The organism is Candidatus Symbiopectobacterium endolongispinus (assembly GCF_018777385.1).
Lineage (GTDB): Bacteria > Pseudomonadota > Gammaproteobacteria > Enterobacterales > Enterobacteriaceae > Symbiopectobacterium > Symbiopectobacterium endolongispinus.
In genome coordinates this window covers 79,113-102,030 of the sequence record NZ_JAFJYB010000008.1, presented here as the reverse complement: position 1 = coordinate 102,030, position 22,918 = coordinate 79,113, and the positions used below count along the sequence as shown (strand labels likewise).

The following is a 22,918-nucleotide window of genomic DNA, read 5'->3' as shown; positions in this document are numbered from 1 at the left end:
GTGACGCCCTAATCCACTGTTAGTGGTTGGCGTTTTTCATGATGCGCACCTTGTCCGTTTGCCACTCGCGCTCTTTGATATCCGAACGCTTATCGTGCTCTTTCTTACCTTTGGCAACACCAATCTTCACTTTTGACCAGGCGTTCTTCCAATACAGTGAAAGCGCGACCACGGTGTAACCTTCACGATTAACCCGTCCATAAAGCGAATCCAGCTCGCGCTTGTTCAGCAACAGTTTACGGATGCGTGTTGGGTCACAAACCACGTGGCTTGACGAGGCCAGTAGTGGTTGAAAGGTAGTACCAAACAGAAAAGCCTCACCGCTGTGCAACAGTACATAGCTGCCGCTAATGTTGGCCTTACCTGCACGTAGTGATTTTACTTCCCATCCTTGCAACGCCAATCCCGCTTCGAACTCTTCTTCAATGAAGTATTCGTGGCGAGCACGCTTGTTTTGCGCAATGATGGCGGAGCCGGGTTTATAAGCTTTTTTCTTTGTCATAGTGTCGTCATTATACCGGATGTTAAAGGGAAAGACATCACTGCCGCATCAGTGAACGCACGTTGAGGAAGGGATGCGATCGTCGCCTCAGAATTTTTACCATCCGGGCCATCGGTGCTATTATTCCGCGCGTTTGAAGTAATACGGAAAAAGCCATGCCCAAGATTAGTCGCTCTGCACTGGTGCCCTACAGCGCGCAACAAATGTACCAGTTGGTGAGTGATGTTGCCTCCTATCCCCAGTTTCTGCCTGGCTGTACCGGGAGCCGCATTATTGCTGCCAACGCTGAAGAGATGACGGCCGCTGTCGATGTTTCTAAAGCCGGGATCAGCAAAACCTTTACCACGCGCAATACGCTCACCGAGAGCCAATGCATCAGTATGCAGTTGGTTGATGGTCCGTTCCGCCAATTGAGCGGCGATTGGCGCTTTATTCCTTTAAGCGCCAATGCTTGCAAGGTGGGGCTGCATCTTGATTTTGAGTTCACCAATGTGTTGATCGAACTGGCCTTTGGCAAGGTGTTTAAAGAATTGGCAAGTAATATGGTGCAGGCCTTCACCTTACGCGCCAAAGAGGTATACCGTGCCTGAAATTCGTGTCGATGTGGTTTATGTGCTGCCAGAACGTCAGTATATGCGGTCCGTGACTGTGGAAGAGGGTGCAACAGTGGAGCAGGCTATTGTTGCCTCCGGGTTGCTGACATTGCGTACCGATATCGATTTACAGTTTAACAAAGTCGGGATCTTTAGCCGACCAGCCCGTTTGACGGATGCAGTAATCGAGGGCGATCGCGTAGAGATCTACCGTCCGTTGATTACCGATCCTAAAGAATTGCGCCGTCAGCGCGCGGCGCGTTCCAAAAAAATAAGGCACATTCTGTGCCTTATTATGCGTGCTCTGATCACCGCTTCACTATCAATTCAGCGTCGGTTGATTTTTCACGTTGGTCAAAATGCCATCCTGGCTGAAGGTCAGTGTCAGCGTTTGCTGTTTTACCGCTTCATGCCCGGGTTTCTGGCGGAAAACGTAAACCAGGTGTCACTGCCAAAGGGGTCTTGCATCATCAGCGTACCCAATGTAAAGGCAACCTGTTGCTTGGTCATACCGGTGTGGATTTTTGCCACATCAGCCGGTGCCAGATAGTTCCCTTGGTTGATATCTGGACGATAAACCAGTCTTTCCAGCGTAGAACAACCGGCGGTCAGCGTTTTACAGCGCATAGTAAATACATTCCTTAAGGGCATGGGTTGCCGATGATAATAGACCTTGCCTGTCTTGAAAACCGGCAAGGCGCTTGTATGACCACCGGAATGCAAAAAAAGTTGATTATTTTTGTCTGAACGCTAACGGTAACAACGATAAAACGCACTCAATTAGCCATGGCTCGCGATTCCTGATGCTGTTTTTACGCAGCCAGTAACTCTTTAGCGTTCGCCAATGTGTTTTTGGTTACTGCGCTGCTACCCAACAAACGTGCCAGCTCTTGCAACCTTGCGCGTTTGTCCAGCGGTTGCATCAGCGTTTCAGTAGCAGCACCATCGGTATGTTTGCTGACAAAGAAATGTTGATGACCGCAGCCAGCAACTTGCGGTAAGTGGGTGACACACATCACCTGCGTGGATGTGCCGAGTTGACGTAGCATTTTGCCAACAATCGCGGCGGTTGGGCCGCTGATACCGACATCGACTTCGTCGAAAATTAGCGCTGGAGTATCCATTTTACGCGCAGTGATCACCTGAATGATCAGTGCGATACGGGAGAGTTCACCGCCGGAGGCTATCTTCGCCAGAGCCTGATGCGGTTGACCCAGGTTAGTCGTGACCAGAAACGCGATGCTGTCTGCGCCATAGGCTGTCAGGCGCTCCGGCGAAAACTCTACTTCAATGGAGAAATGGCCGTGCGGCATGGCTAGTTCATGCATCTGTGCCGTAATCAACTGAGACAATTCATGCGCATGGTGTTGACGGCGGGCATGTAACTGTTCCGCGGCGTGCAGCGCCTGTTGGTGATACTCGCTAACGGCCAGGCTGAGCGTGGCGTGGTTGCTCTCTTGTTCTGCCAACTGCTGCTGTTCATCCAGCAGTTGCTGGTAGAATGTCGGCAGGTTTTCCGGGGCGACGTGATGTTTGCGCACCAGCGCCATTTGGCGTGATAAACGCTGCTCCAGCTCATAGAGCCGGGTCGGGTCGAGATCCGTTTGTTCGCTGTAGTGGCGCAACTCATCACTGGCTTCGCTGATCTGAATGCTGGCTTCTTCAAGCATATTCAGCACGCTGCCCAGTTTTTCATCCATAGTGACGAGTTCTCCGAGTTGGTGCTTTGCGCTGTAGAGCATGCTCATGATGTTCTGATCGTCGTTTTCGCTGAGCAACTGCAATGTCTGCTGGCTGAGTGACAGCAGTTGACCGCTGTTAGCCAGCCGTTTGTATTCGACGTCAATTTGTTCGTATTCGTCAGGCTGTGGGGCAAACTCTTTCAACTCCTTGAGCTGGTATTGCAACAGTTCACGGCGTGCCTCACGTTCGATATTCGCTTGTTGCAACTGTGCCAGATCGCGACAACTTTGGTGCCACTGCTGCCAGATTTGTTGCATGGCAGCAAGCAGTTGCGGTTCGTCGGCATAGGCATCCAGCAGATGACGTTGGTGTTAAGGTTTGAGCAACAACTGGTGAGCGTGCTGGCCGTGCAGTTGGATCAGGTGCTGGCCGAACTCACGCAACTGCGATAATGGAACGGCGGTGCCATTGATAAAACCGCGTGAACGCCCGTCTGCACTGAACACCCGGCGTAGCAGGCACTCGTTGCTGTCATCCAGTTGGTTTTGCTCCAGCCATGCTTTTGCCGCAGGAGTATCGCTGAGGGCGAAACGGGCACAGATGTCGGCACGCTGTGCGCCGGGACGCACCATGCTGGCGTCAGAGCGGTTGCCCAGGCACAGGCCCAATGCGTCAATCGCGATAGATTTGCCCGCGCCGGTTTCGCCGGTGATAACGCTCATACCTGATTGAAAATCAATTTCTAACTCACGCACGATAGCGAAATGACTGATAGTGAGTTGCGCCAGCATGAATCACCTTCCTGTATGTAACAACAGACTGTAATTGAATACAGTATAATGCCGTTTTTTAACCAGTAAAGTGGCCAGCGCTAAATTTTAAAATAATTTTTTCGACCACCCCAGTTTTGTGCTTAGTGTATTGAAATAGCTGTAATTTTCTGGGTGTATCAGATTTAGTGAGTATTGGCTGTGAGTAATCAGTACCTCTTCCCCTTCCTGTACCGGCAGGGTTATCTGGCTGTCACAGCTCAACTCCAGATCGTGTGTGATATGAGAAAACTTCAGGCGGATGCTGCTGCTGCTGTTTATCACCAGTGGGCGCGCTGAAAGTGTATGGGGAAACATCGGCACCAGCGCGATGGCATCCAGTGTCGGTGTCAGGATGGGTCCGCCACCGGAAAGCGAGTAAGCGGTGGAACCGGTAGGCGTTGAGATAATCAGGCCGTCCGAGCGTTGGGCGAAGGCGAAACGATCGTCAATATAGACTTCAAATTCAATCATATGGGCGACTTTTCCGGGGTGCAGTACCACTTCATTGATCGCCGTGCTGGTGCTGTCAGGCTGATTGCGACGGCAAACGTGCGCTTCCAGCATAAAGCGCCGTTCGCTCAGGTAGCGCCCTTCCAACACCTCGGTAAGCTGTTGCTGTGCCTGATCGGGATCGAGATCGGTCAGGAGGCCGAGATTTCCCCGGTTGACGCCAATAACATCAATGTTATAGCGAGAGAGCACGCGAGCGGCACCTAGCATATTGCCATCGCCGCCAACCACCACGGCCAAATCGGCTTGCATGCCGATTTCCGCCAAGCTGCCGGTCAACGCATCGGGCAGGTTTAGCTCGTGGGCAATATGCTGCTCCAGCATGACTTGGTAGCCCTTGCTGTGCAGCCAGTGATACAACATCTCATGCGTCGCCAGTGCCGTGGGGTGGCGCGGGTGGCCCACAATGCCAATGCAATTGAACTGTTTCGTCATCGTTATGCTTTTCCTTACCCTGAGCCGCCCGGTATCACGAAATCTGTCGGTATATGTGACTACTTCTCTTGAATCCCCGGTTTTCATCCCCATAATAAGCGAACAAGCAAGATGAATGCTAAAACCGCGGAGAATTTCATGAGTAGTAAAGAACAGAAGTCGCCTGACGAGCAAGTCGTAGATCAAATGGAAGCGGCACAGGGGCAACATGCGGAAGTGGAACCTGCAACGACAGACGTCGCCGATCCGCGTGATGAACGTATTGCCGAATTGGAAGCGCAACTGAACGAACTACAGCAACGTGAGCGCGATACCGTGCTGCGCGCGCGTGCCGAAACGGACAATATCCGCCGTCGCGCTGAAATGGACGTGGAAAAAGCGCATAAATTTGCGCTGGAAAAATTTGCGGGTGAAATGCTGCCAGTGATTGATAACCTTGAGCGTTCGCTCAATGCTGCCGATCGCAGCAATGAGTCCCTCGCCTCGTTGATTGAGGGAGTGGAACTGACGCTGAAATCGCTGCTGGATGCCGTGCGCAAGTTTGGTATCGAGGTGGTGGGTGACGTGAACGTGCCGTTTAATCCGGAAGTGCACCAGGCCATGACCATGCTGGAATCGGCCGACCATGCGTCAAATTCCGTAATGATGGTGATGCAAAAAGGCTACACTCTGAACGGTCGTTTGCTGCGTCCCGCCATGGTTGCCGTTTCCAAAGCGAAGAGCTGATTTCCCTGAGCGACCCGCGTCTGACTTGAAGACGGGCGTAACAAATTGAAATCAATAAAAACCCCAAGTGACTTTACCTTGGAGTTTTTGTTTATATTTTGTTAATAATCTGCCGCAGATCACATTTTTAGCTATGCGTGCGTGTCGGGGGCCGTGCTGGTAGAGAGGTGGTCGTGAACCTATCAGGCTAAACGGATATCCCTGCTAACGGTGTTGGTTTTAGCTATTACAGCAATCTGTTTTACCACTCTAAATGCACTTGATAATCATTATTATTAATAACAAAGTGAATCATTATAGAGGTAATAAAGGGTCATCGTATGCCGGGAAGCCGAGTGATAGAGACTGCCAGTCGCACGTCAAGGAAGCTTAAGCTTTCTCTGATGTGGCCAGCATTTATAGCGGCGATTGGCTATATCGATCCGGGTAACTTCGCCACCAATATTCAATCGGGGGCAGCCTACGGCTATCAATTGCTGTTGGTGGTGGTATGGGCTAATCTGATGGCGATGCTGATCCAACTGCTTTCTGCCAAGCTGGGGATTGCCCCCGGAAAAAATCTGGCAGAGCACATTCGCGATCGTTTCCCTCGCCCTGCGGTGTGGGCCTATTGGGTGCAGGCGGAGATCATCGCCATGGCAACCGACTTGGCCGAGTTTATCGGTGCTGCTATCGGCTTTAAGCTGCTGTTGGGGGTTTCGTTGCTTGAGGGTGTGATTCTTACCGGTATTGCGACCTTCCTGATTTTGGCACTGCAACAGCGTGGTCAAAAGCCGCTGGAGATGATTATCGGCGGGCTGCTGCTGTTTGTCGCTGCCGCGTATGCGGGCTGCTGCTGTTTGTCGCTGCCGCGTATATTGTCGAACTGATCTTCTCGCGTCCTGAAATGTCTTTGCTGGTGCGTGGCATGGCGGTGCCGCAGTTGCCCACCTCGGACGCGGTGCTGCTGGCCGCAGGGGTGTTGGGGGCCACCATTATGCCCCATGTGATTTACCTGCACTCTTCATTGACCCAGTAGGGGGAAGACCTCACCCGTGCCGAACGCTATGCTGCGACCAAAATCGACGTGGCAGTGGCGATGACCATTGCCGGATTCGTCAATCTGGCAATGATGGCTACCGCTGCGGCAACGTTCCATTTTAGCGGCAATCAGGATATCGCCGATCTGGAGCGTGCCTATCTCACCCTCGATCCACTGTTAGGGAAGGCAGCGGCGACTATTTTCGGTTTAAGTCTGGTGGCTGCATGGCTCTCTTCTACCGTCGTGGGGACGCTGGCCGGCCGAGTGGTGATGCAAGGGTTTATCCGTTTCCATATTCCCCTGTGGGTGCGGCGCACGGTCACCATGCTGCCTTCATTTATTGTGATTATGTCCGGCATGGAGCCCACTCGCGTATTGGTGCTGAGTTAGGTGCTGCTCAGCTTCGGTATTGCGTTGGCGCTGGTGCCTTTGCTGGCATTTACCGGAAATCGGGCGTTGATGGGATGTATAGTCAATGGTCGTTGGGTACAGAATGCCGGTAATGTGATTGTTTTTATTGTGATTTCCCTAAACGCTTATCTGCTGATTAGCACGTTCTTCCTTAGTTAACGCAATATAATATTTCTCACGTCTAACGGATTGTCGTCACAATAAATGTGATGGCAGTCCATTTTTTTATCAAAAGGCTGGCGCTCATTTTTCCTCCTCTCTATTATCTGGATCATTAATAAGAACAGTGTTCGCATATGCGAACAAAAAGAGGTGAAAGATGCCAGCTTTTGATTACAGTAATCCCGTCAAATTTCATTTTGGATTAGGACGACACAAGCAAGTGGGCGACATTGCCCGCCCTTACGGTAAAAAGGCGCTGCTGGTGGCGTCAGACAGCTCCAAACCCACCGGGCAGTTGCAGGCGGTGCAGCAATCGCTAACGGAAGCAGGCGTCACGTTTGCGGTTTACGATCGCTTTATGCAGAACCAGCTGTCCACTCTGGTGGCTGAGGGGGCGCAGGGTGCGATCTGGTGATCGGTCTCGGCGGCGGCAGTGCGATGGACATGGCGAAAGGAATCGCCTTTTCTGCGGTTAATGAAGGTAACATCTGGGATTACGTGTTTGGTCGTAAAGTCGGTACCAGTGCGTTGCCGATCATCCTCATCCCTACTACAGCAGGTACCGGCAGTGAGGCTAACCGCACCGCGGTGTTCACCAATCCGGAAACCAATGACAAGAAAGGCTTGGTGAATCCGCTCATCTACCCGAAGGCAGCCATTATCGATCCTGAATTGATGCTGACCCTGCCAAAACGCGTGATCGCCGGACCGGGAGCCGATGTGCTGTTCCATGCGCTGGAATCCTACATTTCCAAGAATGCCACGCCGTTCAGCGAAATGCTGTCCCTGCGTGCGATTGAGTTGATCGCGCAGAACCTGCCACTGGTCTATGAAGATGTCACCAACGTGGCTGCCTGGGAGAACGTCACGCTGGCCAGCTCATTGGCGGGCATGGCAATTGACTGCGCGGGCACCACGTTGCCGCATGCGTTGCAGCACCCGATGGGCGGTTTGTTAGATGTGGTGCATGCGGAAGGTATCGCGGCCATTTACAAACCCTTTATGGAATATACCTGGCCTGCGGCACCGGAGAAATTTGCTGCTATCGCCAAAGCCATGAGGTCGATACGCGCGACATGGGCCAGGAACAGGCGGCAGAAAGCAGTGTGGCGGCGGTTCATCAATTCCTAATGGGCATTAATATGGTGCCTACGTTGACGCAATTGGGCGTTAAAGAAGAGTACTTCGATTGGTTGATTAATAATGTATTAACCACCATGAAAGTCGTGCTGTCGAATAATCCACGTGTACCAGACGGAGAAAAAATTCGGGAAATTTATCAGGGCTGCTTGTAATTCTGAGTGCGTTATCCACCAGGGATAAACGCTTATTTATCTGGTGCGTGATGTAATTAATATCAATCCGCACCAGACAATAAAAAGCTATTCCGACTGATGAGATTTTATCGTCAGAGGACTTCTATACCCTATTTTTATGGCCGTTATAAATATTGTGAAAATAAGAGGCTAACGATTATGTTTGTGGTTATTGATTGCGGTTCTACCAATACCCGCCTTTATCTGATCAAAGATCAGGCGGTAATCAGTAAAAATGAAATTCCGGTCGGGGTAAACAGCACGGCAGCGACCGGTAATAATGTCGCTTTGAAAGAGGGCATTGCCACCGGTTTCCAACAATTGCTAACGCAGGAAAGCCTGACACTCAACGATGTGCGTTTTGCCATCGCTTCAGGAATGATCACCTCTAATCTGGGGCTGGTAGAGATCCCGCACCTGACCGCCCCGGTCAACATCGATGATCTTGCCACCTTTGCCCGCCAGTATCGCGATCCGGCCATTTTCCCGATCGATATTCCCGTGGTGTTTATACCCGGCATTAAAAATGCGGCTGGGAAGGGATCGCATCGCTGGATTTGATGCGTGGTGAAGAAACGCAGGCGATTGGCGTGTTGAGCCGCCATAAGCCCGCGTTGCCATGCACCATTATTGAGCTGGGATCGACCACCAAGCTGATTCACATTGATGCGCAAGGAAGACTGGCGGGCAGCATGACATCGCTGAGCGGTCAGGTGTATGCCGCTGTTCTGAAAGAGACCTTTATTGGCTCCAGCGTTAAAAGTGCTGAACCCCAACCCAACGGCTTCTCTGAGCAAATTGCCGATGCGGCCTACCGCAGCGTGCAGCAAAGTGGTCTGTTGCGCACCATTCTACTGACCCGCTTTATTCAATTCTCACTGGATACCCAACCGGCGGAACGCAAGCTGTTCTGCGAAGCGACGATGGCGGCTGACGACATGAAACTGTTTGCCGATGCCCAGCGGCAAGGGTTTGACCTGAACGGTGAAGTTATTTTTGTCGGTAACGCGCAGTGCTGCCATATCTACCAGCACATGATGAAAAACGCTCTCGGTCTGACGCGTCCGGCGACGCTTATCACCGCGCGGGACGAGATTGACATACTGGTGGTGGAAGGCGCGGGCTATATCGCCGCTCGCGTTGAACTGGGGCAACAGGGTTAAGGGCAGGAGAGAAACATGTATTCCGTTACGATTGATACTGGCACCACCAACACGCGCGTTTTTGTCTGGCAGGACAATCGCATTATTGCTGAAGCTAGTCAGGCGGTTGGCGTGCGCGACACGGCTATCACCGGCAGCAAAGAAACCTGACGCGTGGCGTGCAGGCGGCGTTACCGCCAGAGGCTAAAGTGACCTATCTTTCTGCTGGCATGATCACCTCCAATGTTGGCCTGTGTGAAATCCCACATGTTGTGGCACCGGCAGGCATTAACGAATTGGCGGCGAGTATGGTGCAGCAGGTCATTCCCGAGGTGAGCGATCAGCCGATCTGGTTTGTTCCCGGCATTCGCAACAACGATAGCGCGGTTGCACCGGAAAACGTCGAAAAAATGGATGTGATGCGCGGTGAGGAAGTGGAAACCATCGGTGCCATTGCCGCATTGGATATTCGCGGCTCTGCGCTGATTATCCAGCCAGGCTCTCACTCCAAATTCATTAAAGTCGATTCAGATAACCGTATTGAAGGCTGCGTAACCACCATTGCCGGTGAGTTGCTGGATGTTATTACGCAACGCACCATTCTGGCCAGCTCGCTGAAACACCAGTTCGCCAATGAAGTAGAAGCGCAGTATCTGCTGCAAGGCGCACGTGATTGTGCTGCCGTCGGCCTGGCGCGCAGCTGCTTCTCGGTGCGCATTCTCGATATGTTCGCGGCACTGAGTGATAACCAAAAGGCGAACTATTTACTCGGTGCGGTATTACAAACGGATATTCTCGCGATCAAAAACAGCAAAGCGCTGAATATCTCCCCGAATGCCACGTTAGTGATTTGCGGCAAGAAAATATTAAAGAACGCCTTTGAAATATTAATTAAGGATGATGCCTTTTTTACCGGCGACGTGATGGTGATTGATGATAATCAGCCTTCGCTGTCTGGCTTAGGTGCATTGGAAATTGCCCGGGTCAGGAAAATTATTTAACTAACATTCCATCTGTTAGCAGGCAGAAGAATGCCATTACCTCTTACCCTACAGGTATTATTATAGGAATATCACGATGAGTACTCTGGTTAATACCGATGCCGCGAGTAAAAAAATCGGCAAGAAACGGTGGTTTGTCGTTTTCTTGTTATTAATTGGTGGCATTATCAATTATCTCGATCGCGCTGCATTATCCATTGCCGCGCCCGATATGATGAAAGATCTGCATTTGACCAATACCGATATTGGTTTAATGGGGTCCGTGTTTGCATTGATTTACGCCATGTGCCAACTGCCTTCCGGCTGGCTGGTCGATAATTTGGTCCGAAGAAAGTCTACAGTTGGGCAATCGGCCTGTGGAGCGGCGCCACCATGTTGACTGGTGCCTGTAGCAACCTCACCACGCTGTTGTTTGCGCGCGGCATCCTGGGTATTACGAAAGCACCGTGCTGGCCGGGTGCGGCGAAAATCACCGCACCCTGGTTCCCGAAAAAAGAACGCGCACTGGCAACAGGCTTCTGGGATGCTGCATCCAAATGGGGTCCGGCCATTGCTCCGCCGATTCTGGTTGCCATCATTGTACCTTTCGGCTGGCGTGCTCTATTCTTTATCGCCGGTGGTATTGGTCTGATCTTCCTGGTGTTATTCATTTTTGCTTACCATCAGCCGGAAAAGCATCCGACGCTGAGCAAAGAAGAGCTGGATTATACTAAAGAAGGCGGTTGTACCGCAGAAAAACTGGGCAACAGCGAAGTCACCATAAGCTGGGGTGGGCTGTTCAAGTACAAATGAGTATGGGGCATGATTCTGGGCTGGTTCTGCTATGTGTGGATGATGAATATCTTCACCACCTTCCTGCCGCTCTATTTGATGAAAACCCAGAATATCGAGCTTAAAGCGTTGGGTATCTACGCCAGTATTCCTTACTTCGGCGGTATCGTCGGGGCCATTGGCGGCGGATATCTTTCCAAGTGGTTGATGAAATGGAAATTTTTAGTGATTCACTGGTTGCCAAACGCGTCACCATCAGCGTCTCCGCGCTGCTGGCAGGCGTTGCTGTCGTGGCTATTCCGTTCGCGACCAGCCTGACCGGTACGCTGGCCCTGCTGGTAATTGCCATGGCGCTGCTCTCGGCGCTCTCTGCAACTGGCTGGGCATTACCGGGTGATGTCGCTCCGGCGTCAATGGTGGCCTCCGTGGACAGTATCCAAAATTTTCGGCGGTTACTTCGCCGATTCACTCTCACCGCTGGTGACCGGCATGATCGCCGATGCTACTGGTTCTTACACCATGGCGTTTGTCAGCGGTGGGATCATCGCCGGCTGTGCCGCCCTGTGCTACTGGTTCATCGTCAGAAAACCGATCGTCGCTAATGCATGATCGCAGTGAAGGCGGCCTAGCGCCGCCTTTTTCGCCGTTTGTTGCAGTCGAGTTAATAGTTAATTAAAGGGGTTAGAGGTTATCAATGATTAAGCACCGAGTGATTCACGCCATAGAAGAAACGGGCATTATCGCGATTGTCATAGGGACAAAACCAGAGGAGGTGATCCCCGTGGCACGCGCGCTCTACGATGGCGGCGTGCGCGTGTTGGAAGTGACCTGCAACACGTCAGGTTATCTGCGCAGTATTGAAGCGCTCACGGTGGAATTGGGCGATAAAATGTGGATCGGTGCGGGAACCGTTATCAATCCGGTAATGGCGCAGTTGGTGATGGATGCGGGTGCCAATTTTGTGCTGGCACCGGATTTTAATCCGCAGGTGGTCAGCATGGTGCATGAAAAACAGAAGCTGATGATCCCAGCTGTCGCCACACCGTCAGAAATATTGCAGGCGTGCCGCATGGGCGTCGACTTACTGAAGCTGTTCCCGGCCAACGGTCTGGGCGTCAACTATCTTAAGGAGTTGCAGGGGCCGCTCAACAATCTCTTCATCATTCCTGTTGGCGGCGTGACGTTGAATAATGTCGCTGACTTTGCACAGGCCGGTGCATTTGCCGTTGGGGTGGGTAGCGAACTGATCAATAAAACGTTAGTGGCTGAACAGGCGTGGCAACAGTTAACCGATTTGGCACAGACTTTTATTACCCGTTTCCGGGAAAATAAAAAGCCAGACGACGTTTGTTATCCTCTCTGATTGGCTATCATCTTCCGATAAAGGCTGCCTGCCGCATTATCAACGCGTGTTGCCCTTATCGGGCACTTTTATTTTTTCTTACCGCTATGGTTATCTTGTATAATCCCGCGCAAGCGAATGCATGGGGATAGATGGCGTGGGAAAAATCAATCGCTCGGTGGCCAGAGCGCTGGATATGCTGTGGTTGGTAGCAGGAACGCGGGATGAGTTAACCATAACGGAAATCAGTACTCAGTTAGGCATACCGAAAAGCACCACCTTCGATATTATTTATACGCTGGTGGATAAAGGCTACCTTGAAATCGCCAATCCCCGTGTCAAACCTTTCCGTCTGGGGCTTAAATTGTTCCAGACCGGTGCGGTTTATCTCGATCAAACGCCGTTTCATGAAGCCGCGCGTTCCGTGCTGGAAGAGCTGGCTGCCAGCGCGCAGAAAACCTCGTTCCTGGCGATGGGAAACGACGGTATGCTGGTCTATCTGGATAAAGTGGAGAGTGCTGCATCAGTACGCACATCTGCGCGCATCGGTTCCAATAACCCACTTTATTGCACCGGCCTTGGCAAGGCGCTGCTGGCGACCATGCCGGATGAACAGGTCAAAGCCATTCTCGATAAAACCGGTGGTTTGCAGCCGATTACCCCCTTCACCGTGACGGATGAAGCGCGTTTTTTCGGCGTGCTGAACGAAGCGCGCCAGCGCGGCTACGTGATTGACGATCGTGAGCATAACGCGGAAGTCTTTTGTGTCGCGGCACCTATTTATAACGCGCGAGGTAAGGTGCAAGCGGCGCTGAGTATTGCCAGCCTGTTTTCCAAAGTAAAAGACAACCCTGAACACATTGCCGAGCTGGGGTCGCTGATCTCAACGGCGGCGCTGACGCTATCACGTCGTATCGGTTTTCGCGGTGAACATCTGTATCAGGAGTTTCGTTAAGTCAGCCGTGTGTGTTAGCACGTGATGGAGTGTTGTGATGTCCTCTCCCATAAAGCTCATTGAAAAGAAACTGCTGTCCGATAACTGGTATGTGCTGCACAACTACACGTTCGATCTGCAACGTAAATGCGGCGGTGTGGTGCGACAACGGCGCGAAGTTTATGACAAAGGCGACGGTGCTACCATTCTGCTCTATAACCGGGATAAAAAGACGGTAGTGCTGACGCGCCAATTTCGTATCCCGACTTACCTCAACGGTAATGAGAGCGGCATGCTGTTGGAAACCTGCGCGGGATTGCTGGATGAGTTGTCGCCGGAAGCGTGCATCCGTAAGGTAAGGAAGTCATGGAAGAAACCGGCTATCGTATCGAGCAGGTCGAAAAATTGTTTGAAGCCTACATGTCGCCCGGTAGCGTGACGGAAAAGGTGCGTTTTTTTGCCGCAGAATACGCGCCTTCCCAACGTCTGGCACGCGGAGGCGGCGTGGAAGATAAAGACATTGAGGTTATCGAACTGTCGTTTACTGACGCGCTGGCGATGATCAAAGACAGGCGTATCTGCGATGGGAAAACCATCATGTAGCTGCACTATGCGCAGCTACATGGGTGGTGTGTATCCTAAGTACTCAAGACCTGTAACCAAGTCTTTTGAAACCAAATTCCCGCCCACCCCCGTCATCCCCGGCTTTCGCCGAGGATGACGGGGCTTCAGCAGTCTAAGACTTACTTCAGCAACGCGCTGGCTTTTGCCACCACGTTATCCACCGTAAAGCCAAACACCTCGAACAGTTTTTCTGCCGGAGCCGATTCACCGAAGCTCGTCATGCCAACAATCGCACCGTTAAGGCCAACATACTTGTACCAGTAGTCTGCAATCCCCGCTTCGATCGCCACGCGGGCGCTCACTGCTTTCGGCAGCACCGCTTCACGGTAGGCCGCATCCTGCTTGTCGAATGCGTCGGTGGACGGCATGGAAACCACACGCACCTTGTGGCCCTGCGCGCTAAGCACGTCGCTGGCGGCAACCGCCAGCTCTACTTCTGAACCGGTAGCAATCAGGATCAGGTCTGGCTGACCGTCGCTGTCTTTCAGCACGTAAGCGCCTTTCGCCACGTCCGCCAGTTGCTGCGCGGTGCGTGCCTGTTGCGCCAGGTTTTGACGCGACAGGATCAGCGCCGTCGGGCCATCCTTGCGCTCAATGGCGTATTTCCACGCCACCGCGGTTTCTACCTGATCCGTCGGACGCCAGGTGCTCATGTTTGGCGTCACGCGCAGGCTGGCCAGCTGTTCTACCGGCTGGTGCGTCGGGCCGTCTTCACCCAGACCGATGGGGTCATGGGTATAGACGTAGATACTGCGGATTTTCATCAGTGCGGCCATGCGCACCGCGTTACGGGCATATTCCACAAACATCAGGAAGGTCGCGGTATACGGCAGGAAGCCGCCGTACAGCGCCAGACCGTTGGCGATGGCGGTCATGCCGAACTCGCGCACCCCGTAATGGATGTAGTTGCCCGCCGGGTCTTTATCCCGTGAAACCGAGCCGGACCAGATGGTCAGGTTGCTCGGTGCCAGGTCGGCAGAGCCGCCGAGGAATTCCGGCAGCAGTTTGCCGTAGGCTTCCAGCGCGTTCTGCGAGGCTTTGCGGCTGGCAATTTTTGCCGGGCTGGCTTGCAGGTCTTCAATGAATTTCTGGGCATCAGCCTGCCAGTTGGCCGGCAGGTCACCGACGGTACGGCGTTTGAATTCGGCAGCCAGTTCCGGATAGGCTCTGGCATAGGCGGCAAACGTCTCGTTCCAGACGCTCTCTTTCTGCGCGCCAGCGGCTTTGGCATCCCAGGCGGCATAGATTTCAGCGGGGATTTCAAACGGCGGGTATTTCCAGCCCAGCTGTTCGCGTGAAGCGGCCACTTCGGCGTCACCCAGCGGCGCACCGTGGGAATCGTGAGTACCGGCCTTGTTCGGTGAGCCGAAACCAATCACGGTTTTGCACATCAGCAGGGACGGTTTGTCCGTCACCGCGCGCGCCTGTTCGATAGCGCGGGTGATGGCATCGGCGTCATGGCCGTCGACCCCACGCACCACGTGCCAGCCGTAGGCTTCAAAACGTGCTGCGGTGTCATCGGTAAACCAGCCTTCCACGTGACCGTCAATGGAGATGCCGTTGTCATCATAGAATGCCACCAGCTTGCCCAGCTTCAGGGTACCGGCCAGCGAACACACCTCGTGGGAGATGCCTTCCATCATGCAGCCATCACCCATGAAGACGTAGGTGAAGTGGTCAACTATATCGTGACCCGGACGGTTGAACTGCGCCGCCAGCGTGCGTTCTGCCAGCGCCATGCCGACCGCGTTGGCAATGCCCTGCCCGAGCGGGCCGGTGGTGGTTTCCACGCCGTCGGTGTAGCCGTACTCCGGGTGACCCGGGGTTTTGGAATGCAGTTGTCGAAAGTTCTTGAGCTCTTCAATCGGCAGGTTGTAGCCGGTTAGGTGCAGCAGGCTGTAGATGAGCATGGAAGCGTGACCGTTGGAGAGGACGAAACGGTCGCGGTTGGCCCAGTGGGGGTTAGCCGGGTTGTGATTAAGGTAATCGCGCCACAGGACTTCGGCGATATCTGCCATACCCATGGGTGCGCCCGGGTGACCGGATTTGGCTTTTTGCACGCCATCCATGCTGAGTGCGCGGATGGCGTTGGCACGTTCTTTACGAGAGGACATGCTTTACTCCAGATCGGATTGAACAGATGTCTTGCCAAACATACATTTAACAATCAATACGTTAGCCAGTAAGACCAAAGAGGGATGGCTATAAATGTACATGAAAATGCGGGCGATTGCACATGGAACCATTGGCGAAATAAGAGGATTTCATGGCTATTTTGCGCCAAACAGGATTTTAACTATCATACATGCAACAAAGCCTACTGAAATTGCGAGTGAATTCGCCGTTTTCCGATATTAAGACCATTCGCTTTCCTCTATTTTGAAACCGAGTTTCATCATAGTGGTCGATAAAAAAGAACATCTTTTCTGCCTTTTAGTAAGCAGAACCTGCATGTGTCTGAAAACCAGTGAGGAAAAAAAAGGGTATGAGGATCAGAACACCGCTGTTAGCTCTGACTATCACCAGCCTGCTGAGCGGTTGCCAAAACCTGGATAACAATACGCTGATGCAATCTGAAGTGCAGGCGTTTCAGGCAGCAACACTGAGTGACGCGCAAGTCAAAACGCTCAGCGAACAGTCTTGTGCACAAATGGATAAAGAGGCCAACATCGCTCCTGCCGACAGCAGCTATACAAAACGACTGAGCAACATCGCAGATGCCCTTGGGTACGATATCAATGGCACTCCCGCCAACTATAAGGTGTACCAGACTAAAGACGTGAACGCCTGGGCAATGGCCAATGGCTGCATTCGCGTCTACAGCGGGCTAATGGATACCATGACGGACAATGAAGTCGAAGGCGTGCTTGGGCATGAAATGGGGCACGTGGCTTTGGGCCACAGCCGTAAGGCGATGCAGGTAGCCTATGCCACCAGCGCGGCCCGCACTGCCGTCGCCTCGGCAGGCGGTATGGCAACCTCGTTATCGCAATCCCAGTTGGCTGATATGGGAGAACAATTGGTTAATGCCCAGTTTTCTCAAACGCAAGAACGTCAGGCCGACGACTACTCTTTCGACTTGCTAAAACGGCGCGGCATCGACCAACAAGGGTTAGCCAGCAGCTTTGAAAAATTGGCCAAACTGGATGCGGGCCGACAAAGCAGCATGTTTGATTCACACCCTGCCGCCGAAGAACGCGCACAACACATTCGCGATCGTATCGCCGCAGGCAAGTAACCCAACCGATACTCTCACCGCAGCGAGGTATCACATCGGTACGTCGCTGCAATTATCTGCTTAAGGGATTACTCCCCCGTTATTTATTTTTCCTCAACAGGTAGCCCATTTAATTTACAGGGACAATTTATAATAACGGTGTCCCATCCTCTGACGGCATAATAAATAAAATATTTTCATCTTTATCAACGCCCTCGTTATCACTTAAATAAAAGTAATTAATAATCAAATTTAAATCAATTACAGTAATTAACCATTTCACCAATACCTATTAATTCAATAGCGTAACACACTGTATTTTCAATATATTATATTTTTTAATAGGAAAATTCCCTAAATTTGATATGATAGTTATGCGAGAGTTGTAGAAATTTGTCAATTTTATCATTGAGATAGGATGATTATTTTTATTAGTCCTATTTTTGAGATAGTGGATCCGTAAAACAGATAAATATTTCAAATTATTTCACAGTGATTTTTGGATGACTAACCCGACGAGCGCAATATTGACAACAATATTTGAGATATGTTTTTTAAATAAACTCATAAAGTCAAAACACCATGGATGTGAGAATTTTTAGCAAATGCAACTTTACGCTTGTCGGCCTACGTGAAAATTTTTCACGTGTCACTGCGCTGCATGTAAAGTCTGCAAACCGATTTACATTGATACCCCAGGGAAGAAAAAAATGCATTTTTATCATCAATGGCGCAAGTGAAGGCTTCGAGGAATACTACGCATCGATAAAATGTCACTTTTATGACATTGTTTCCGTTTCCATCATTATCAATAATTCAAACCATGAACCCGTTTGCATTGATGAAAAAAACGGTGCTTATTCCTAAATCAACGCCGATCGGCTATTTTTCTAACGTATTGAATAATAGAAGAAATTGATCAGAATGGCGCCGCTCAGCCGGTTAAACTCTCTAAATCTGAGCATGCGGTATTTCGGTACTGAAGCGAGGGATATTCACCGGAAGTGATCGCAGAACGGGTGGGAATTAATAAAAAGTCAGTACTGAACAGCAAAGCAAGGCTGTTAAACAAATACGGCGTGCACGATAAGAACTCTCTGATACTGATTGCCAGCATCCTGTTTAAGCGAAAAATCATTAAACTGGGTGAAAGCAGCGAAAGCGCGCTGGATGTGGTAAACGGGCATAAAAAAAGGAGGCTATGGCCTCCTTTTTTTATGCCTTCATATTAGGCATCTTCCAGGTAAGTATAGCCATACAGGCCACTTTCGAACTCATCCAAGAACTGCGACTGAATGTCAGCAGGCAGGTTGGTCTCCTTCACCTGATCGCGAAAACTGGCCATCAGTACCTCGGGATCCAACTGGACATATTCCAGCATGTCTGCCACCGTGTTGCCTTCATCAGACTCTTCCAGTTCAATAGAGCCGTCATGGAACACGTAAACATCTACGGTCGCCGTATCGCCAAACAGATTATGCATGTTACCCAGGATTTCCTGATAGACACCAATCATAAAGAAGCCCAGCAGCGGTGGATTTTCCGGATCATACGGTGGCATCGGCATGGTGGTCGCGATACCGTCACCATCGATGTAATGGTCGATCGTCCCGTCCGAGTCACAGGTAATATCCAGCAGTACAGCACGGCGCTCAGGCAGTTTGTCCAGACCTTCTAGCGGCAGCACTGGGAACAGTTGATCGATCCCCCACGCATCCAGCATCGACTGGAACAGCGAAAAATTCACATACAATTTATCCGCCATGCGCTCCTGCAATTCGTCAATAATCGGACGGTGTGCGCGGTTGCTGGGATCAAGCTGTTGCTGGATCTGCTGGCAGATGCTAAGATAAAGCTGCTCAGCTTTTGCACGCTTCGTCAGATTTAACATCCCGTGCGTATATTGGGTATGCACATCATGCAAATCCATCTGGCTGTCGTGCAACCATTCACGCAAGGAACGCCGCGTTCCCGGCATTTTGATCTCCTGCCAGGTTGACCACAGGCTTTCCAGCGCACGAGGATCGTCCTCTTCCGGCGGCGTCGGCTCGCTAAACTCGTTACGCCCCACCCTAATGATATTGGACACCAGCACCGTTTGGTGTGCAGTAACCGCACGCCCAGATTCAGTGATCACCATCGGGTGCGGCAGACCGTGCTCATTACAGGCATCGCCAATGCCCCAAATCACGTTATTGGCGTATTCGTTCAAGCCATAGTTTACCGAGCAGTCGGATTGAGAACGGGTACCCTCATAGTCCACGCCCAGCCCACCGCCGACGTCGAAACACTGAATGTTTATGCCTAGCTTGTGCAGTTCCACATAGAAACGTGCGGATTCGCGCACGCCCGTGGCGATATCACGAATATTGGCCAACTGAGAACCGAGATGGAAGTGCAACAGTTGCAGACTGTCCAAACGCCCCGCTTCGCGCAGCATCTCGACCAATTGCAGAACCTGCACCGCAGCCAGACCAAATTTGGATTTCTCACCGCCGCTGGATTGCCACTTGCCTGAGTCCTGCGAGGCCAGACGCGCACGCACGCCGAGGCGCGGCGCCACGTTGAGTTGCTCAGCCTCTTCCAGCACCAGTTTAATCTCGGACATCTTCTCAATGACCAGATAGACCTTGTGTCCCAATTTCTCGCCGATCAGTGCCAGACGGATGTATTCGCGATCTTTGTAACCGTTACACACGATCACGGTGCGCGTCATACTCGCGTGTCCCAACACTGCCATCAATTCAGCTTTTGAACCTGCCTCCAGTCCCAGCGGTTCACTTGAATTCACCAGCGATTCAATCACACGCCGATGCTGGTTAACCTTGATGGGATACACCAGGAAATAGCCACCTTCGTAGCCAAAGGACTCACGCGCACGACGAAACGCGGCGTTAATCGAACGCAAACGGTGTTGCTGGATTTGCGGAAAACAGAACAGCGCAGGCAAACGCTGATATGCCCCAACTCGTTCACGTCGTAATAGTTGTTGCCCCACCAGGCAATGTTGTACGTCCGTAGCATCTCGCTGGCATTGCGGTCATTCATGGCCACCTCTTGCATAGAGCGCAAATATTCACGTTTACCCGTCGCTGACGAGCCATTTTCAATCATATCGTCAGACATAACGAACCTCTTTATTCATTCCACTCATCACATTACGACCTGTCCCAAAACGCTGTGTCACGTCCATCCACGTTGATGGTGACAGCAGTGAAAAAACTGGCTGCATGCAGTATGCCGCCGTTATGTGACCTTTATTAGTGTAGTAAAACACGCTAGCAGACTCCGTCGCACCCGCGAGAGAAAACGTAACAATCCGTGCCTGCGCAACAAAGGCAGCAGCACACGCGTTGGGTTACACACCTAAAAAACGAGAAAGACAACGCACGCAAACGCGGCAAAAACCCTGAACATAGGCGTATCATCCTGCCCAGGAGTCCTGCGTTAAACCCATGGACACGCGACTTCGGGAAACAGCAGAGTGAGAAGAAAAAAAGAAAGGCTGAGTATTTGACGCCGATACGTCAAAAGAAACCTGTTGCGATTGCAACGGACTCGGCAAACCGTGGATCATTAAACTTATCACCTCCGTGCCGCCGCAACGATTGCGGTCAGGCTATGAGTCAAAACAGGGAGCATACACCCTTTCCGCTACGCTTTACGGCGCACTGCGACCGCTCGCCGTTTATACCGATATGTGGGGGGAAAAGCAAAATGAAAATCACTTTTCGATGGTCTAAACGGAAAAAAAACGGCAATACAAAATTTCGATGATAGCCGCCCTGAAACAAAAAACCGCTGGTAATCCGTCCGCCAAGTGACCTAGAATAGCTATCAAGATGTTAATCCATCTATACTGTTTTACTGACACACCGCGACTACTACAGCATTTGCTTTGAAGGTATAAAAACGCATGGCTAAACACCTTCTTACGTCGGAATCCGTTTCTGAAGGGCATCCGGACAAGATTGCAGACCAGATCTCTGATGCGGTTCTTGACGCCATTTTGGAACAAGATCCCAAGGCGCGCGTCGCCTGTGAGACTTACGTGAAAACCGGTATGGTGTTAGTGGGCGGTGAGATCACCACCAGCGCCTGGGTAGATATTGAAGAGATCACGCGTCGTACGGTACGTGAGATTGGCTACGTCAACTCCGAGATGGGGTTTGATGCCAATTCCTGCGCCGTGTTAAGCGCCATCGGTAAACAATCGCCGGATATCAATCAGGGCGTCGATCGCGGCGATCCACTGAAACAAGGCGCGAGCGACCAAGGCCTGATGTTCGGCTATGCCACCAATGAAACCGATGTGTTGATGCCGGCTCCCATCACCTACGCTCACCGTTTGGTACAGCGTCAGACTGAAGTACGCAAAAACGGCACGCTGCCGTGGTTGCGCCCAGATGCAAAAAGCCAGGTTACCTTTCAATATGATGACGGCAAGATCGTCGGTATTGACGCGGTGGCCCTATCAACACAGCACGCAGAAGACATTGCGCAAAGCGATTTGCATGAAGCGGTGATGGAAGAGATCATCAATCCGGTTCTGCCATCTGAATGGCTCTCTGCCAGCACCAAATTCTTTATCAACCCGACAGGCCGTTTTGTTATTGGTGGCCCGATGGGTGACTGCGGTTTGACCGGTCGCAAGATTATCGTGGATACCTACGGCGGTGCCGCGCGTCACGGCGGCGGTGCGTTTTCCGGCAAAGACCCGTCCAAGGTTGACCGCTCTGCGGCCTATGCCGCGCGCTACGTGGCGAAGAACTTCGTTGCTGCGGGGTTGGCCGATCGCTGTGAGATTCAGGTTTCCTACGCCATCGGTGTGGCCGAACCGACCTCAATCATGATCGAAACCTTTGGCACAGAAAAAATTCCAACCGAGTGTCTCACTCAGTTGGTACGCGAGTTCTTCGATCTGCGTCCTTACGGGCTGATCCAGATGCTCGATCTGCTGCACCCGATTTATCAGGAAACCGCCGCTTACGGTCACTTTGGCCGCGAGCACTTCCCGTGGGAAAAAACCGACAAGGCCGCACAACTGCGCGCGTCTGCCGGTCTGTAAACACCACAAGGCATTCCTCTCCAGCCAAAGGCGGGAGAGGAATGCGCCTTTCAGTTGCATCGGCTTTTTCCACGATCTATCCTCAAAGCCATGAACTCGCCTCGCATTCCTATCGCGCTCCACCACGCTGTCATGCACTTTCTGCGTGAACGCCTGCAATTCGCCAATCAAGCCTTAGGCAGCCAGTATTTGGAGCCCAGCGTAAGCTATAAGCAGCGCGGCGCAACCGCCGGGACCGCCTGGCTACAGCAATGGGAAATCCGTCTGAACCCGGTGCTGCTGCTGGAAAACCAGCAGGCTTTCATCGATGAGGTCGTTCCCCACGAACTGGCTCATCTGCTGGTGTATGCCAGCTTCGGTCGCGTAGTGCCCCATGGCAAAGAATGGCGCTGGATGATGGAACAAATTCTGCAAACCCCGGCGAAACGCACACACCGTTTCGCCACCGCCTCCGTGCAGGGCAAAACCTACCCTTACCGTTGCGCCTGCCAGCAGCACCAGTTAAGCGTGCATCGCCATTACCGTGCCCAACGCGGCGATGCCACCTATCGCTGCCTGAAGTGCGGCAAACCACTCCAGTTTGATGCCGTGCCACAAACCTGAGCCTTTATTCTCACTGCGCGATAAAACGCACAGTATCCATTTGCG

The 22,918-nt window shown here is 51.9% G+C and carries 18 protein-coding genes and 8 pseudogenes; 20 read left to right on the top strand and 6 right to left on the bottom strand.

The features are described from left to right. Window positions 1-19: 19 nt before the first annotated feature. On the bottom strand, window positions 20-502 hold the full coding sequence (smpB, locus tag JZM30_RS22405) for an SsrA-binding protein SmpB (RefSeq protein WP_252321378.1): 483 nt from the start codon (window positions 500-502) through the stop codon (window positions 20-22). A gap of 155 nt (window positions 503-657) precedes the next feature. Here smpB and JZM30_RS22400 point away from each other — a divergent pair, with 155 nt between their 5' ends. Further along, a complete protein-coding gene (locus tag JZM30_RS22400; RefSeq protein WP_252321377.1) occupies window positions 658-1,092 on the top strand; it encodes a type II toxin-antitoxin system RatA family toxin in 435 nt (144 codons plus the stop codon). Next, window positions 1,085-1,366, top strand: a pseudogene (locus tag JZM30_RS22395) (RnfH family protein); the annotation flags it as partial. The gene JZM30_RS22400 and the pseudogene JZM30_RS22395, both read left to right, overlap by 8 nt. 51 nt (window positions 1,367-1,417) lie before the next feature. Here the strand turns inward: JZM30_RS22395 and bamE are convergent. From bamE to nadK, 3 genes and pseudogenes are all read right to left on the bottom strand, one after another. After that, a pseudogene (gene bamE / locus JZM30_RS22390) lies at window positions 1,418-1,722 on the bottom strand (outer membrane protein assembly factor BamE). Window positions 1,723-1,907: 185 nt separating this feature from the next. Beyond that, a pseudogene (recN, locus tag JZM30_RS22385) lies at window positions 1,908-3,569 on the bottom strand (DNA repair protein RecN). An 87-nt stretch (window positions 3,570-3,656) separates the two neighbouring features. After that, window positions 3,657-4,535, bottom strand: a complete 879-nt coding sequence (nadK, locus tag JZM30_RS22380; RefSeq protein WP_252321376.1) for an NAD(+) kinase — start codon at window positions 4,533-4,535, stop codon at window positions 3,657-3,659. A gap of 138 nt (window positions 4,536-4,673) precedes the next feature. Between nadK and grpE the strand changes: the two genes are divergently transcribed. From grpE to nudK, 15 genes and pseudogenes are all read left to right on the top strand, one after another. Then, window positions 4,674-5,261: a nucleotide exchange factor GrpE gene (gene grpE / locus JZM30_RS22375; RefSeq protein ID WP_252321375.1), complete on the top strand. Its 588-nt coding sequence runs from the start codon at window positions 4,674-4,676 to the stop codon at window positions 5,259-5,261. Between the two features lie 320 nt (window positions 5,262-5,581). Continuing rightward, window positions 5,582-6,852, top strand: a pseudogene (locus tag JZM30_RS22370) (Nramp family divalent metal transporter). A gap of 160 nt (window positions 6,853-7,012) precedes the next feature. Beyond that, window positions 7,013-7,464: pseudogene (locus JZM30_RS24925) on the top strand (iron-containing alcohol dehydrogenase); the annotation flags it as partial. A gap of 66 nt (window positions 7,465-7,530) precedes the next feature. Beyond that, window positions 7,531-7,986 (top strand): dehydroquinate synthase/iron-containing alcohol dehydrogenase family protein, encoded by a 456-nt coding sequence (locus JZM30_RS24920; protein ID WP_438801542.1) that lies wholly within the window; start codon window positions 7,531-7,533, stop codon window positions 7,984-7,986. Beyond that, complete coding sequence (locus JZM30_RS22360; RefSeq protein WP_252321421.1) at window positions 7,932-8,150, top strand: hypothetical protein; 219 nt, start codon at window positions 7,932-7,934, stop codon at window positions 8,148-8,150. The genes JZM30_RS24920 and JZM30_RS22360 overlap by 55 nt, the downstream gene beginning before the upstream one ends. Window positions 8,151-8,330: 180 nt before the next feature. Beyond that, window positions 8,331-8,732: a 2-dehydro-3-deoxygalactonokinase gene (locus JZM30_RS22355; protein ID WP_252321374.1), complete on the top strand. Its 402-nt coding sequence runs from the start codon at window positions 8,331-8,333 to the stop codon at window positions 8,730-8,732. Beyond that, window positions 8,732-9,334, top strand: a complete 603-nt coding sequence (locus JZM30_RS22350) for a 2-dehydro-3-deoxygalactonokinase (protein ID WP_252321373.1) — start codon at window positions 8,732-8,734, stop codon at window positions 9,332-9,334. The genes JZM30_RS22355 and JZM30_RS22350 overlap by 1 nt, the downstream gene beginning before the upstream one ends. A gap of 15 nt (window positions 9,335-9,349) precedes the next feature. After that, window positions 9,350-9,484, top strand: a complete 135-nt coding sequence (locus JZM30_RS23730) for a hypothetical protein (protein ID WP_286673715.1) — start codon at window positions 9,350-9,352, stop codon at window positions 9,482-9,484. Between the two features lie 8 nt (window positions 9,485-9,492). After that, window positions 9,493-10,314 carry a 2-dehydro-3-deoxygalactonokinase gene (locus JZM30_RS22345; RefSeq protein WP_252321372.1) on the top strand — a complete coding sequence of 274 codons (822 nt, stop codon included), beginning with the start codon at window positions 9,493-9,495 and terminating at the stop codon, window positions 10,312-10,314. 76 nt (window positions 10,315-10,390) lie between these two features. Further along, window positions 10,391-11,106 (top strand): annotated as a pseudogene (locus JZM30_RS24470) (MFS transporter). Between the two features lie 9 nt (window positions 11,107-11,115). After that, window positions 11,116-11,403: a hypothetical protein gene (locus JZM30_RS22330; protein ID WP_252321369.1), complete on the top strand. Its 288-nt coding sequence runs from the start codon at window positions 11,116-11,118 to the stop codon at window positions 11,401-11,403. Further along, window positions 11,298-11,687, top strand: a complete 390-nt coding sequence (locus JZM30_RS22325) for an MFS transporter (RefSeq protein ID WP_252321368.1) — start codon at window positions 11,298-11,300, stop codon at window positions 11,685-11,687. The genes JZM30_RS22330 and JZM30_RS22325 overlap by 106 nt, the downstream gene beginning before the upstream one ends. A gap of 92 nt (window positions 11,688-11,779) precedes the next feature. Next, on the top strand, window positions 11,780-12,448 hold the full coding sequence (locus JZM30_RS22320) for a bifunctional 4-hydroxy-2-oxoglutarate aldolase/2-dehydro-3-deoxy-phosphogluconate aldolase (protein WP_252321367.1): 669 nt from the start codon (window positions 11,780-11,782) through the stop codon (window positions 12,446-12,448). Between the two features lie 121 nt (window positions 12,449-12,569). Continuing rightward, the gene (locus tag JZM30_RS22315; RefSeq protein WP_252321366.1) at window positions 12,570-13,382 is read left to right on the top strand and encodes an IclR family transcriptional regulator; all 813 of its coding nucleotides are present in this window, start codon (window positions 12,570-12,572) and stop codon (window positions 13,380-13,382) included. Window positions 13,383-13,419: 37 nt separating this feature from the next. Then, window positions 13,420-13,964 (top strand): annotated as a pseudogene (gene nudK, locus JZM30_RS22310) (GDP-mannose pyrophosphatase NudK). A 140-nt stretch (window positions 13,965-14,104) separates the two neighbouring features. Here the strand turns inward: nudK and tkt are convergent. Beyond that, window positions 14,105-16,099: a transketolase gene (gene tkt, locus JZM30_RS22305; protein ID WP_252321365.1), complete on the bottom strand. Its 1,995-nt coding sequence runs from the start codon at window positions 16,097-16,099 to the stop codon at window positions 14,105-14,107. Window positions 16,100-16,470: 371 nt separating this feature from the next. Between tkt and loiP the strand changes: the two genes are divergently transcribed. Beyond that, the gene (gene loiP / locus JZM30_RS22300; protein WP_252321364.1) at window positions 16,471-17,223 is read left to right on the top strand and encodes a metalloprotease LoiP; all 753 of its coding nucleotides are present in this window, start codon (window positions 16,471-16,473) and stop codon (window positions 17,221-17,223) included. Window positions 17,224-18,430: 1,207 nt separating this feature from the next. Here the strand turns inward: loiP and speA are convergent. Beyond that, window positions 18,431-20,328, bottom strand: a pseudogene (gene speA / locus JZM30_RS22295) (biosynthetic arginine decarboxylase). Between the two features lie 790 nt (window positions 20,329-21,118). Here speA and metK point away from each other — a divergent pair. Further along, on the top strand, window positions 21,119-22,270 hold the full coding sequence (gene metK / locus JZM30_RS22290; RefSeq protein ID WP_252321363.1) for a methionine adenosyltransferase: 1,152 nt from the start codon (window positions 21,119-21,121) through the stop codon (window positions 22,268-22,270). 90 nt (window positions 22,271-22,360) lie between these two features. Beyond that, window positions 22,361-22,873: a SprT family zinc-dependent metalloprotease gene (locus JZM30_RS22285; RefSeq protein ID WP_252321416.1), complete on the top strand. Its 513-nt coding sequence runs from the start codon at window positions 22,361-22,363 to the stop codon at window positions 22,871-22,873. Window positions 22,874-22,918 lie beyond the last annotated feature (45 nt).

Excerpts from the sequence above, each read along its gene's own strand:
- JZM30_RS22320 (WP_252321367.1), top strand. The coding sequence starts at position 11,780 with ATGATTAAGCACCGAGTGATTCACGCCATAGAAGAAACGGGCATTATC.
- JZM30_RS24920 (WP_438801542.1), top strand. The coding sequence starts at position 7,531 with ATGCTGACCCTGCCAAAACGCGTGATCGCCGGACCGGGAGCCGATGTG.
- grpE (WP_252321375.1), top strand. The coding sequence starts at position 4,674 with ATGAGTAGTAAAGAACAGAAGTCGCCTGACGAGCAAGTCGTAGATCAA.
- JZM30_RS22400 (WP_252321377.1), top strand. The coding sequence starts at position 658 with ATGCCCAAGATTAGTCGCTCTGCACTGGTGCCCTACAGCGCGCAACAA.
- loiP (WP_252321364.1), top strand. The coding sequence starts at position 16,471 with ATGAGGATCAGAACACCGCTGTTAGCTCTGACTATCACCAGCCTGCTG.
- JZM30_RS22285 (WP_252321416.1), top strand. The coding sequence starts at position 22,361 with ATGAACTCGCCTCGCATTCCTATCGCGCTCCACCACGCTGTCATGCAC.
- JZM30_RS22355 (WP_252321374.1), top strand. The coding sequence starts at position 8,331 with ATGTTTGTGGTTATTGATTGCGGTTCTACCAATACCCGCCTTTATCTG.
- metK (WP_252321363.1), top strand. The coding sequence starts at position 21,119 with ATGGCTAAACACCTTCTTACGTCGGAATCCGTTTCTGAAGGGCATCCG.
- JZM30_RS22350 (WP_252321373.1), top strand. The coding sequence starts at position 8,732 with ATGCGTGGTGAAGAAACGCAGGCGATTGGCGTGTTGAGCCGCCATAAG.
- JZM30_RS22360 (WP_252321421.1), top strand. The coding sequence starts at position 7,932 with ATGGGCCAGGAACAGGCGGCAGAAAGCAGTGTGGCGGCGGTTCATCAA.
- tkt (WP_252321365.1), bottom strand. The coding sequence starts at position 16,099 with ATGTCCTCTCGTAAAGAACGTGCCAACGCCATCCGCGCACTCAGCATG.
- JZM30_RS22315 (WP_252321366.1), top strand. The coding sequence starts at position 12,570 with ATGGGGATAGATGGCGTGGGAAAAATCAATCGCTCGGTGGCCAGAGCG.
- JZM30_RS22330 (WP_252321369.1), top strand. The coding sequence starts at position 11,116 with ATGATTCTGGGCTGGTTCTGCTATGTGTGGATGATGAATATCTTCACC.
- JZM30_RS23730 (WP_286673715.1), top strand. The coding sequence starts at position 9,350 with ATGTATTCCGTTACGATTGATACTGGCACCACCAACACGCGCGTTTTT.
- smpB (WP_252321378.1), bottom strand. The coding sequence starts at position 502 with ATGACAAAGAAAAAAGCTTATAAACCCGGCTCCGCCATCATTGCGCAA.
- nadK (WP_252321376.1), bottom strand. The coding sequence starts at position 4,535 with ATGACGAAACAGTTCAATTGCATTGGCATTGTGGGCCACCCGCGCCAC.
- JZM30_RS22325 (WP_252321368.1), top strand. The coding sequence starts at position 11,298 with ATGGAAATTTTTAGTGATTCACTGGTTGCCAAACGCGTCACCATCAGC.